Annotated in this window: 12 protein-coding genes; all 12 read right to left on the bottom strand. The window is 41.1% G+C overall.

Features of this window, described 5'->3' with window-relative positions; all coding sequences use genetic code 11:
- Positions 1-560: T7SS effector LXG polymorphic toxin (locus NML69_RS03550; RefSeq protein WP_254725315.1), on the bottom strand; the 560-nt coding region annotated here is incomplete at its 3' end.
- Complete coding sequence (locus NML69_RS03545; RefSeq protein WP_198459639.1) at positions 560-1,264, bottom strand: DUF4176 domain-containing protein; 705 nt, start codon at positions 1,262-1,264, stop codon at positions 560-562. The genes NML69_RS03545 and NML69_RS03550, both read right to left, overlap by 1 nt.
- A complete protein-coding gene (locus NML69_RS03540; protein ID WP_000357787.1) occupies positions 1,264-1,557 on the bottom strand; it encodes a hypothetical protein in 294 nt (97 codons plus the stop codon). Before NML69_RS03540 ends, NML69_RS03545 begins: the two co-directional genes overlap by 1 nt.
- A 12-nt stretch (positions 1,558-1,569) precedes the next feature.
- A complete protein-coding gene (locus tag NML69_RS03535) occupies positions 1,570-1,998 on the bottom strand; it encodes a DUF5082 domain-containing protein (protein ID WP_001279021.1) in 429 nt (142 codons plus the stop codon).
- Positions 1,999-2,223: 225 nt separating this feature from the next.
- Positions 2,224-2,517: a DUF4176 domain-containing protein gene (locus tag NML69_RS03530; protein WP_000926357.1), complete on the bottom strand. Its 294-nt coding sequence runs from the start codon at positions 2,515-2,517 to the stop codon at positions 2,224-2,226.
- Between the two features lies 1 nt (position 2,518).
- Positions 2,519-3,199, bottom strand: coding sequence for a hypothetical protein (locus tag NML69_RS03525; RefSeq protein WP_000412065.1), 681 nt, complete (start codon positions 3,197-3,199; stop codon positions 2,519-2,521).
- Positions 3,199-4,359, bottom strand: coding sequence for an LXG domain-containing protein (locus NML69_RS03520; RefSeq protein WP_254725314.1), 1,161 nt, complete (start codon positions 4,357-4,359; stop codon positions 3,199-3,201). The genes NML69_RS03525 and NML69_RS03520 overlap by 1 nt, the downstream gene beginning before the upstream one ends.
- A gap of 1 nt (position 4,360) precedes the next feature.
- On the bottom strand, positions 4,361-4,657 hold the full coding sequence (locus NML69_RS03515; RefSeq protein ID WP_000534138.1) for a hypothetical protein: 297 nt from the start codon (positions 4,655-4,657) through the stop codon (positions 4,361-4,363).
- 106 nt (positions 4,658-4,763) lie between these two features.
- Complete coding sequence (gene essC, locus NML69_RS03510) at positions 4,764-9,212, bottom strand: type VII secretion protein EssC (RefSeq protein WP_254725313.1); 4,449 nt, start codon at positions 9,210-9,212, stop codon at positions 4,764-4,766.
- Positions 9,202-10,392: a type VII secretion protein EssB gene (gene essB / locus NML69_RS03505; protein WP_000867924.1), complete on the bottom strand. Its 1,191-nt coding sequence runs from the start codon at positions 10,390-10,392 to the stop codon at positions 9,202-9,204. Before essB ends, essC begins: the two co-directional genes overlap by 11 nt.
- Positions 10,389-10,637 (bottom strand): EsaB/YukD family protein, encoded by a 249-nt coding sequence (locus NML69_RS03500; RefSeq protein ID WP_139689916.1) that lies wholly within the window; start codon positions 10,635-10,637, stop codon positions 10,389-10,391. The genes essB and NML69_RS03500 overlap by 4 nt, the downstream gene beginning before the upstream one ends.
- A complete protein-coding gene (locus tag NML69_RS03495; protein ID WP_000757695.1) occupies positions 10,637-11,122 on the bottom strand; it encodes a type VII secretion EssA family protein in 486 nt (161 codons plus the stop codon). Before NML69_RS03495 ends, NML69_RS03500 begins: the two co-directional genes overlap by 1 nt.
- Positions 11,123-11,178: the final 56 nt, after the last annotated feature.

The raw sequence follows: 11,178 nt of genomic DNA, 5'->3' as shown, positions 1-11,178 counted from the left end.
ACCATCTGGCTACTTAAAGCACTAAAAAGTTGCTCCGCACTGCTGGTTGTCGTCATCTTATCAAAGGCATTGACCTTATTCTTCGTTTCCTGAACATACTTCCGGGCTGTCTGGGTATTGGTATAGAAGGTGCTGCTTAAGGGAGCACTCAGACGATAGAGACTCGAAATACCATCATAGATACTCTTGAAATTGGTATCCATCACCTTATGCTTTTCATCGGCTTCATTTAGCTTCTTGACCGCATCATCCAAAGTTTCTTCTGCTAAAACTGCCGTTGCAGAGGTTTCGCCAACAAGATTCTGAAAATCCGTGATCGTCTTGGAAAACTCAGAACCTAGAAATTCTAAGCCATTCTTTAAGCCAACAATCACGGGGTTATGAACATTATTGATTTCATTCGTAATCGCTTTTCCAACTTCTCCATGCATGGAATTACTGGTGATGATGGCATTCATCCCATTTTTAGCGGTATCTAACTGACTCTGAGCAGTTGCGACCATCTTCATATAGGCCTCTTGGGCTTTCTGAAGCTCCGCAATATCGACATAAAATCCCATTAGTCTTCCTCCGTGTTTAAATACGGCTCATAATACCGAACAAAATCCTCACTGCGCATAAAGGCAGTCGATACTTGTTGCTGGGAGAGCTGAGTCGCACGTAAAACATCCTCTGTGAACTGACTTTCCCAATCGTCACTGTAACCTTCAAAACGAAGTCGCTCAATCATCATGTTACTTACGAAAAAAGCATCCATTCCAGGCATCTCACCCAAGGGCCAGATGCGAGCCAAATAGTCTACCACATAGTCATCAAATCCTTCTTGAAGAGGCATCTTGCGGCCTGAAATCGTAACGAGTGGTCCTGGCCCCTCCGCTAAGCTTTTCTGGAGTTCCTCTGGTAAGAGCTCCAAATCTAGCTCAACAACAGAACCTAAAGGATAAATAGGACTGTAGACACTGTCCACAATCCCCATGAAATCCTGTAAATCAGTGATGGAAAATAGTTGATCTAGTTGATTATAATGGATCTGAGCTTCCTGATTCTCATAATCAAAATGACAAGTAAAAGTTGCACCGAAACTTGGCACATACTCATAGATATCCTCCAGTTTCCTCAGAGCCTTATAGAGTCCCTTCAAAATCTGCGGACGCATTCCTAATTGTTGACCAAGTTGAATCAAAGTATCATCTACTTCGAATGTCTCTCTCGTACGGCTAGTAATAATACTTGTAAAAATCTTATTCTTATCGTATTGAACCATTACTTAAACCTCACATTGGCTGTATTCTTATCAAACTGACCGGCCATAGCTTTATCATCAGCCACAATCTTCTCACCAACCGTAATCATTTGAGAAGTACGCTCCATTTCAAAATCCTTATAATCACTCAGAATTTTTTTCGCTTGTTCTTGAAGGGTCTCAAAAGATTTCATCCGATTCAAGGTAGTTTTTCCAATCTTTGTCACTTGAATGTCTGATACAGATGCGACCTTAGTCCGTGCTGAGGTAACAACACGTTGCCAAGAAGCCGAACTGATTCCTATTTTATCCATCTATCCTACTCCCTAAAAAATAGCTGCCAAGAAGCTTTCAACCGCATTCCAAGCACTTCCAATAGCACCACCTAAATCGCCTAGCTCCAATTTTCGCTTTGCGATCTCTGCATCCAACTTCGCCAAATTCATTTCATGATCATTTTGATGCGTATTCATCGTCGTCGCAATTTTCGATAAAGTCTTATCAAATGTATCACGTCTTGTCCCTTTAAAGGTATCTGTAGAAATAGTTGTAGAGTATTGAGAAACTGTATTGCGGAACTCACTATAGGATTGAATTTGCTTAGAAAGTTCTTTTCTAGCAGATTCTAACTTCTCAATCTCTGCTTTTTTCTTATCGTATGCTTTCTGGTACTGATTCGCCAAACTTTCATAGCGACTCGCTTGCGCTCGATTATAAGCATTACTAGCAAGCCGCTTTTCTTCAAAATCACTCATCTTTATACCTCTTTTGACTAAATCTTACAGTTAATAGAATTATATCAAAAATTCTGATGTTTTACCATAAGGAATGGAAAATAAAAGCAAGTCAAATGACTCGCTTTTATTCACTGATAAGCTTAATACGATAGCCTTCTCGGCTGGTGAAGTATTTGTACTCATCCACTCCGACAACGGACTCTGTAAAGCTACTCTGGTAAAAATAATAGTATAAAAATGATACTATTTCGTTCTTCCTTTTATCACTTTCTCCTTGTTTTCCTCCAACCACTGTAGATAAAGCTTTGCATAGCGTTCTTCTTCATCGTTACGGTAACCTTCAAATATGACTTCGTCAATATCTTCTTCGTTAAAATAATAAATCTCTTCTGGATTGAGACCGTCTGGAAAAACAGAGCCTGTATAGTCAAAAACAACATCTGTTCCCTCCTGATTAACAATCATTCCACGACCAATAATAACAACTTTCTGGTTACCATCTGCTAGGTAAACAATACTTCCTAATGGTAATAACATTTTATGCCTCCTGTGTATTTTTAATTTGAAACTTATATTTGTTTAGTATTATTTCTATAAAATAAGGGTACAATATCAAAGCATATCCCCCAACAAAAGTGAAGAAGAATAATGTAAAATAATTTGATGTGAGTATTCCGACTATAAAGCAAGCAGATAATCCTAAAACAAAGAAAATAAATTTTGCTAATTTTTCAGGTAAATATGTTTTCTCAGATTTAATTACTGTAGTAGGGCTTATTATTTTATGGTCTAATTGTTCAAGGTCAATGCTTTTATCCAAGCCTAAATTTAAAAAAGTAATAATCAGTAGCAGACCTACAACAAATACAACTAAAATCGGAAGCCAAAACTGAGGGATTTTATCATTATGAGCAAAAGTAGGTGGAAAGAACAATAACCACAATGCTACCACTAAACTGATAAAACTACTAGCATTGATACTTTTTAAAACAGATAACCATTTTGGATTAGACTTAATTTTATATCTATCTGATCTATCTGTAACATCATAAATATTATAACTTAAAAAATGTTTTGGAAAAAATCCCCACAAATAATTTCGGATGTCCTTTGGATTAAAATAATCTATTACATAAAGACGGTTATGGACTTCTATTAAATAATAACGATTGTCTAGTCTACCTACTACACGGGCTACATATTTATCTTTTTTTTCCATTATCCAAAAACTCCTTTAATTGCTTTAAGTGGATTGCTAAATGATTTTCCGATATTAGATATTCCTTTTCCTATTCCGTTTAAAAGATCTCCTGCACCATCAACTACAGCTCTAAATGGTTTCACATTTTTATACAGAGCTTTTACACCTACAGAAACAGCAGAACCAACTACAACAGCTGCTCCTACACCAACTACAATTGGAAGTAAACCTGTAGCTGCTCCTGCAAAAGCTGATCCAACTATAGCACCTACAGCTTTACCAGCAAGAAAGCCGGCAGTACCAGCAGTTACGCCATAACTTACTGCTCTACCAACATTATGGTGTTCTTTATAATGGTCACTTCCTTCTGACCACATTCCTAGAGCAACAAGTCCTCTTCCACCCCATTTAGCAACATTTCCAAGAACTTTACTGGTAGAATTCGGTATTTTTTTTAGCGTGCTAGTTAGCCAATTTCTCATTTTTGAACTATCTTTTATAAATCTCCCTGCGGCATCACGCGGTTGCAAAGTCGCCGCCAGTGAACGACCTATATTTTTAGATTCCTCAATAACTTTCCCTTTAACATGATCCAAAAAAGCTCCTATAGTTTCTTTAGAAAATTCGCTTGGCGTCAAGCCTTCAGCGAAATCTTTCACGGCTTCCTCTAACGTGTAAGTTTGATTTTTTCCTTCCCCTCCATACTCCGCCTTCTTAGTCACCTCCCTCGCAAGAGCCTGCAATTCCTCAATCCCTGCCTTGTCCTTGTCAAATGCAACGCCTGGATGATTCTTCTGGAAGTAAGCCCTTGCTAGACTATCCACTTTCTGGTGATAACGGTTTACCGCCTTCTTGAAATGAGGATTACGATAGATAGCTAGCGCTTCAGGATTACGATAAGGGCTGGCCATGGTAACCGTCCCACTCACCTTCGTTAAGCCCTTATTTTGATTGTTTAAAATCTCATCTAACTCACTTGTGGCCTGCTTGTCATTGAAGGCAGTCAGGCGCTTCTCCGTCTCTGAAAGCGACTGTTTCGACGCCTCAATAGCCCGACTCAACTTATCCTTACTGGGAGCTTTCAGTGAGATCAAGTCAGAAATTTCCGTATAATATTTATTCGTCGCATCCATATCCCGGACAATGGAGGAATGGAGACCATCCACACTCTGCTTCAAGCTAGTTAAGGCCTCTACGATTCATTTCTGTATCTGTCAACCAAGTTGTAATCGCATCGGAAATTCCTGCTAACGTTTTATTAAAATCTTCCCGACAAGTCCCTTGAAAATCAGTTGTAGAGTGCTTATTCAAATCACTCGCAGAAGTCTTGTTTTTACTAACAACATCCATCTGACTCTGGATACAATCATTCGCAGATTCCAACCGTCTTATCTTATTCTCATAAGTACGTATATCCAAACGAATCCAACGGATTTGTGCATGACAATTCGCAATAGCACTATCGTATCGTCCCATACATAAACTTCTCCACTTTTTTTCTAATTATATCAAAAATTCCAATGTTTTACCATAAGGATTGGGAAAGAACCCTAAAAATAAAAGCAAGTCAAATGACTCGCTTTTATTCACTGATAAGCTTAATACGATAGCCTTCTCGGCTGGTGAAGTAGTTGTACTCATCCACTCCGACAACGGACTCTGTAAAGCTACTCTTGATAGATACAACATTCTGGTCTTGGAAACGAATTCCGATACAGCCTGCAGGCACATTGACCTTTAAAATCTTATCCACTTCCATATAGCCGTTAACGATCTGACGAAGCTCACCCATAAAGATGAAGTGGAGCCCAACTGTCCCTCCTTTGTGCAGAAGAGCCTTAAAGGCATCTTCTGTCATCTTAAGATTCATAAGCTTGCTGAGGGCTTGTGCTTCTGGAATCAAGATATAGATAGGATAATCCAAATCAGCTGGCGTGCGCGCATCCACTTCAGACTGCATATCCATAAAGAAACCAGGAATATCCTCGCCCACAAATACTTCGTCGAACAGCCCTTCCGACTGATGGTAGTTTCCTGTTGGATCCACCAAGAACTTTTTAATGTGACTAGGCACTTTTTCTAAGCCTGTCAGAAGCGCTGCTTCGCCATATTCTAGCTGTTGCATGGTATCATAGAGAAGCTCAAAGTAGCCGTCTCGTTTTGGCACAAAGCCAACCGGGTGTGTACTTTCTTTGTCAAAACCAATTGGCAACTCGCCTCTTTGCCACATATCCTGAACTTCCTCGTGATCTTCAAAGAAACTCGTAGAAATCTTACTTGGCAACATAGGTACTGCTTCTGGACGTAAGCCTTGCCAGTCCTGATTCATCGATTGGATTTCTGCTGTTAAGTGAGAAAGACGGTCGATATCGTCTTTTCCTTCTATCGGAAGATAGACTTGTAACTCTAGAACTTCTTCCTGTGTCACTTGAGCACGGCCAACAATTTCCTGGCCTGGCAGGGCATCACGTCCCATAACCGTCCGAAGCGCTCCTTCTTCTACTAAGTAAAAGCTCAAAGCATTGGGAATCGTCGAGCTCATCCGTAAACGCAAGCTACTAGCGCTGAGTACGGTTATCAGAGTATAAATACCCAGACTAGCTCCTTCACGTAGGAGCTGGTTGACAGCTGACTCGATGATCTCCTCTAATGGGCTTTCTCGTACCGAGTCATAGCCATCAAAGAAGTTGAGAAGAACAGGGAGAGCTTGACCTGTCTTTTGCTCATACTGTGACAAACTAGACACGCCAGCCTCTGTAAAGAGGGCTTTCCGCTCTTTCATAAGACTATCCAGACGTTTCAGATACTTGAGGAGCTTTTCTTCCTCATCTAGTCGAACCAGATCCGCCACGTGTGGCAACTCTCTAATTGGTAAGAGACCATTCGTCCCAAAATCAAAAAGGTTAAACTGAACTTGCTCAGGCGTATTTCTACGAGCCAGATTCATGAGGATAGTTTGAAGAGCTGTTGATTTTCCAAAGCCTGGAGAGCCATATAAGACGGTATTGCCTAACTCCTCAATATCAAAGTGGTAGATCTCCTGCTTTTGAGCACTTGGCAGATCCAGCATGCCTAGTGGAATGGAGAGTTGACGTGGGGTTGTCCACTCTGCTTGACGGTCAATTACCGCTCCTACTAGCTCCTCTCCAAGAGGTGGTAACCATGGCTTTTCAGGGAGGATGACTTGCAGACGCTCCGTTTCCTTATTGATATAATCAATCACAGCTTCAAGCTCTGTCTCCTGCTCTTGTGTCTCTTCAACCGAGTAATCCCCGTCATTTCCGTCAATCAAGAGTTCGCTCTGCCCTAGTTGATTCACTAACCAAATCCGTTCATCTACTTGATTACCTTCATCACTATAAGGCTGATAATCTGCTCCACTCCATGCTGACTGGAAGAGTTCATAGATTTCATTGTTTCCGACCTGAAGATAAGCACGCCCAGGCTGAGTGATACTAGCCGCATCTGGAGTTTTGATAATCTCATTTGAGTCTGAAGGATCGGCAACCTTGAGTGCCAGCTTAAAGCGAGAATTAGACCAGATCTGCTCATCCACCACTCCAGATGGCTTTTGAGTCGCAAGGATCAGGTGAACCCCTAGGGAACGTCCGATACGTGCCGTGGAGACGAGTTCTGCCATAAACTCTGGTTCATTTTGCTTCAACTCCGCAAACTCATCTGAGATCAGGAAAAGATGGGGTAAAGGCTCTGTCGGATAGGTCTTTTTCTCCTCTGGATCGCTAAGTGCCTTCCCTTTTTTATAGAGCTTGGTATAGCCATTGATATGGTTGACACCGAATTTCCCAAAGAGACGCTGACGCTTTTGAAGTTCCGCACGAATACTCTTCAGCGCACGAGCCGTCCCAGCTCCATCCAAGTTGGTAATAGCCCCCATCAAGTGAGGCAGTTTGGCAAAGAGATTGGCCATTCCTCCCCCTTTAAAGTCAATCGGAAGAAATCCAACATCTTCTGGCGCAAAGTTAACAGCTAGAGACAGAATATAGCTCTGCACAATTTCAGACTTACCAGATCCGGTAGTCCCTGCAACTAGTCCGTGTGGACCATGGGCACGCTCATGAAGGTTGAGCAGCACAATATCATCCTTCCCTCGAACACCTAGAGGTACAGCGAGAGACTTAGATGCATCCGCCGCCTGCCAGCGTTTCTCCACACCCAATTCCTCGACCTGCTTAACACCGTAGAGTTCCATAAAGGAAATCGTATCTGGAATCGAGTTTTTCTCCACTTCGATATGATTGAGATTGGCCAAACGGTAAATCGCTTCTTCAAGTTTTCCATTTTGAGGCAGACGATTAGGCTTAAAGTCTTGGTCAACATAGATATGATGATTATTGACGAGCTTGGCTGTCTCTCCATTTTGGTAATCAACCACTGCCGTCACCGTCTCAGGCAACATATTGAGACTTTCCTTACCCCAGATAACCGTCACCCCATACTGGGTCATATCCTCTGCCAGAAATTCATTGAGCCCATGTCCTGACAGCCATGACTCATCCAAAATCGTCAAGACATAGTGCGGCGAGAAGATTTGCTCCTGCTTTTGTTCCCGAACAACCTGACGACGCTTGACTAACATCTGGTAAAAAGAGGTCAAGACCATGTCCCTGGTCTGGTCATCGTGAATAAGTCCCCGTAGATTGAGACTCCGCATTTGCGCATGAGGCAACCAGCGCCATTCTCGCCAGTGATTCTCGTATTCCTCTTGGGAGACCAAGGTCACAAACTCTACATCATGGTAGGAATGGAGCGCCGCAATCTGAAACAATAGTGTTTGAACTGCTACTCGTAAGACAGGAGCTGCTCCCGCTAATCCCAAAGCCTGATCACGTAGAGAGAGAACAATAGGCGCATCCTCTAATTTTATATGCGGTTGTACCAGTTTTTTCTCGACAAAGCGGCTCCAGTCTTCCTTGCGATTGGTTGGTTGAAAACGTAAGGAATAACTAGAATCAATCGCTCCAGTTCCTAAATGAACCTTTAGAAAGTCATCATTTGTCACCATCTTCTCATAAATCCGTGGGTTGTAACTTTCTACTAAATCCACTAATTCATCAACCGATGGAAAATTATATGTCAAGGCTTTCTTTTGTTTCGCCTTTAGACGACTCAATTGGCTTCCTGTCTCTAAGAGATACTCTTGATAATCATCGTTTCTTTTCTGATTCTTCTCTTTGACTTCCTTTTTGTTGGTAAAATAGCTCGATACTGAAAATCCAGCTGTCAAGAGACTGGCACTGGCCATTCCCATCATAAGCAAGGCATTTCCCTGCATAAAGACACTAGAGGCTCCGCTAATCACCACCATTCCAACAGGCGGTACGATCGCACGCCATAGCTCACCACGTCTAAGTTTTTCTTCTGGTGCTGGTGAATTGATTTCCACCTTATCCTCAGGCTCCTTTAGATAAATGCGTGGACTTCTACGATAATTAGGAAACTCATGTGGAAACTCAGCTTGATAAGGTTCTTCAAACAAATGATCAGATTGGATAGTGTACTGTCTGCTCAAGGGCAGGAAATGGATCTGATGTTCTCGAAATGAGAAAAGAAAGCAGTCCACCACCAAAACATCCCCTACCTGAATAGAGGCATTAACTTCCTCTAGAATTTGTCCATTTAGATAAACCTTAGCTCCATTAGATGATCCAGAGAGATGATAGGTATTCTCCTTAACCTTCAGGTAAAGAAGAGCTTGACTTTCAAGGCAAACATCTGCTTTCTTCTCCTTAGAAAAGAGTAAGTCCTGCTTAGGATAGGTAAAGGAATGGATCTGAATCTGTTCATGTGGAATGGCTACCAGACTTTCCTCCTCCTGACCAGCCCAAGGGATTCCGTCCTTTTCAAGACCACTTTCAGTAATTGAGATATGACTTTCTCCAATATTGATTGAGGAGGCCCTTTCGGTCAACTCTTTGTACTCAAAGCATTCTTTAAACGAAAACACATGCCAAAGAACCTCTTCATCTGACAGCTTTTGACTCCAAGTCGCTTGTTTGCCCTTAGTTGCCATTTTTAGTCTCCTTTGATGTAATATTTGCCTTTGAACTTCCGTTTAATTGTTCCTGTAACTTATCAATTTCTTTTTGATACTTTTCAAGGAGTTCTCGCTTTTTCGCTCCGCTCATCGTACTGTCTGTATTGACCTGATCATAGAGCTTCGTATAAGCATGAAGGATATACTGAATGTCCCCAATATTTTGAGCAATATCAAGTGCTTTTTCAAGTTCCCCACGGCCGATATAGATCCAATAAGAAAGAGTATTCTCACTAGATTTCTGTGACAAGTTTCTAGATACAGCTTCCTTTTGTTCTTGAGTCAGATTGTCTAACTCTAACGAGCTAGCCGCAAGTGTATACTGGACTCCCTTCGGAAGACTATTTGGAGCTTCTGACTTAAGACCTTCTACCACTGCCGTATAATCCTTAGCAATGTAACTCGTCTCAGCCTGAATGATTTTATCCTGCTTAGGCACCACATAAAAAGCATAAATACCTGTTGCAATCCCCATCGCAACTGTTACAATTGCGAGTCCTAAAGAACCCCATTTAAACAATTGATAGTTCCTTTTCGAGACAAACAGTTTTTCCTTTTGACGCTTCTCTTCTTGAATACGAACCTGCTCACTAATGAGATGGTCTACTTCATCAAAAGTCTCCGCTTTAAAAAGAGTTTCCGCAAAAGCATTTTTTACCGTCGTAAGACTATCAATTAACTCTTCAAAGTTGAGCTTAGGTTGTAAAATGAACACAGCTAAAGCCTTATATTGCTTTAACAAGTCCTCTTTCATGAGTGAAAAAGGAACAACACTATCTGTCATCCCTCTATGTCCTAAAAGGACACTTTCCCCGCTTACAAACAGATTATCTGGGTGAATAAAGGGTTTCATAGGCTGATCGACAGTTTCTTTTAAGAATTGTAACTTTTGAAAAAGATGAAGGCGCTCTAAGATTTCTTTATTTTCAACAGCTTCTCGAATCGATTGATAACCTGCTGGAATTTGGTAAGAAAGACGGACGACCTCTTCTGCCTCTTCTTTCACTGCTCCTTGAGCTAAATGTGCCGTGCTTTCTAAAAAGAATCGATACTGCTTCATCCGATTCAGTTGAAATTGATTAGCGGATAACTTAATCTCTAATTCACCAGCCTCTTTCGACCACTTGGATTGGATACTTGTCTCTTGTACTTTCATTTCTTTCTCCCTACAATTTCTAATTGATCTCCGTTTCCTAAAGGAAAGTCCGCTATCTGGTCATCATCATAAAAGACAATTGATTTATTAGTCACTTGAAGATCAAAGTGACTTGGTAGCTCTTGGTTCATCATTGAAAATGACTCACATATCAGCTCTTTTACTCTCTTGAATGAAACCTGTGTTGGAAGTTTCAAATCATATATTTGGTCTCTCCATTTTATACCAACCGTAATTATCTTCATCACACACTCTCCTTCTTAAAACGAAGCACTTTTGAGTACTTCCTACCTAGCCAAACACCTAGATAGGTCACTCCAAGTAGACCTATCCCAAATCCTAAAATAGATAGCCAAGTAGGTAGCGAAGTGTTAGAGGTGCTCTCTCCAGTCAAAATTGTTTCATCTGCTCTATAATCTGCTTGAAACAAGCCACGCGTCACCTTATCCTGACTCTGAAAACTATTCGTATCTTTAGTCCCGGTAAAAAGAGAGGACTGCGCTTGATGAATATTCTCTTGCTGTGCTTTTTGTAGCTGTTTTTCTTTCTTCACACTATCTTCTAAAAATAATTCAGGAATATTCTTAGACTTAGTAGTCTGAGGACTGTTCCCTTGATCATAGATGGTTTGATTATTAATTTCAAAACTTCCATCATCTGCTCGGACATCACCTGAGTTAAGAAAAAGACACAACAATAATAGACTAAAAATGACTTGAACCTTCTTCATAAATCTCCTCCCCCACTTGGTAAAGATAGCTTTATTATACTACAAATCACACCATC

Origin of the sequence: Streptococcus sp. CF8-6, from assembly GCF_024295845.1 — a bacterium.
Lineage (GTDB): Bacteria > Bacillota > Bacilli > Lactobacillales > Streptococcaceae > Streptococcus > Streptococcus oralis_BO.
Note: the sequence above shows the minus strand (reverse complement) of the source record. Positions and strands in the feature narration are given on the sequence as shown.

What these genes read in the sequence shown, in the direction of transcription:
- NML69_RS03545 (WP_198459639.1), bottom strand. Translation starts at nt 1,264, where the DNA reads ATGGTTCAATACGATAAGAATAAGATTTTTACAAGTATTATTACTAGC.
- NML69_RS03525 (WP_000412065.1), bottom strand. Translation starts at nt 3,199, where the DNA reads ATGGAAAAAAAAGATAAATATGTAGCCCGTGTAGTAGGTAGACTAGAC.
- essB (WP_000867924.1), bottom strand. Translation starts at nt 10,392, where the DNA reads ATGAAAGTACAAGAGACAAGTATCCAATCCAAGTGGTCGAAAGAGGCT.
- NML69_RS03495 (WP_000757695.1), bottom strand. Translation starts at nt 11,122, where the DNA reads ATGAAGAAGGTTCAAGTCATTTTTAGTCTATTATTGTTGTGTCTTTTT.
- essC (WP_254725313.1), bottom strand. Translation starts at nt 9,212, where the DNA reads ATGGCAACTAAGGGCAAACAAGCGACTTGGAGTCAAAAGCTGTCAGAT.
- NML69_RS03530 (WP_000926357.1), bottom strand. Translation starts at nt 2,517, where the DNA reads ATGTTATTACCATTAGGAAGTATTGTTTACCTAGCAGATGGTAACCAG.
- NML69_RS03515 (WP_000534138.1), bottom strand. Translation starts at nt 4,657, where the DNA reads ATGGGACGATACGATAGTGCTATTGCGAATTGTCATGCACAAATCCGT.
- NML69_RS03535 (WP_001279021.1), bottom strand. Translation starts at nt 1,998, where the DNA reads ATGAGTGATTTTGAAGAAAAGCGGCTTGCTAGTAATGCTTATAATCGA.
- NML69_RS03540 (WP_000357787.1), bottom strand. Translation starts at nt 1,557, where the DNA reads ATGGATAAAATAGGAATCAGTTCGGCTTCTTGGCAACGTGTTGTTACC.
- NML69_RS03500 (WP_139689916.1), bottom strand. Translation starts at nt 10,637, where the DNA reads ATGAAGATAATTACGGTTGGTATAAAATGGAGAGACCAAATATATGAT.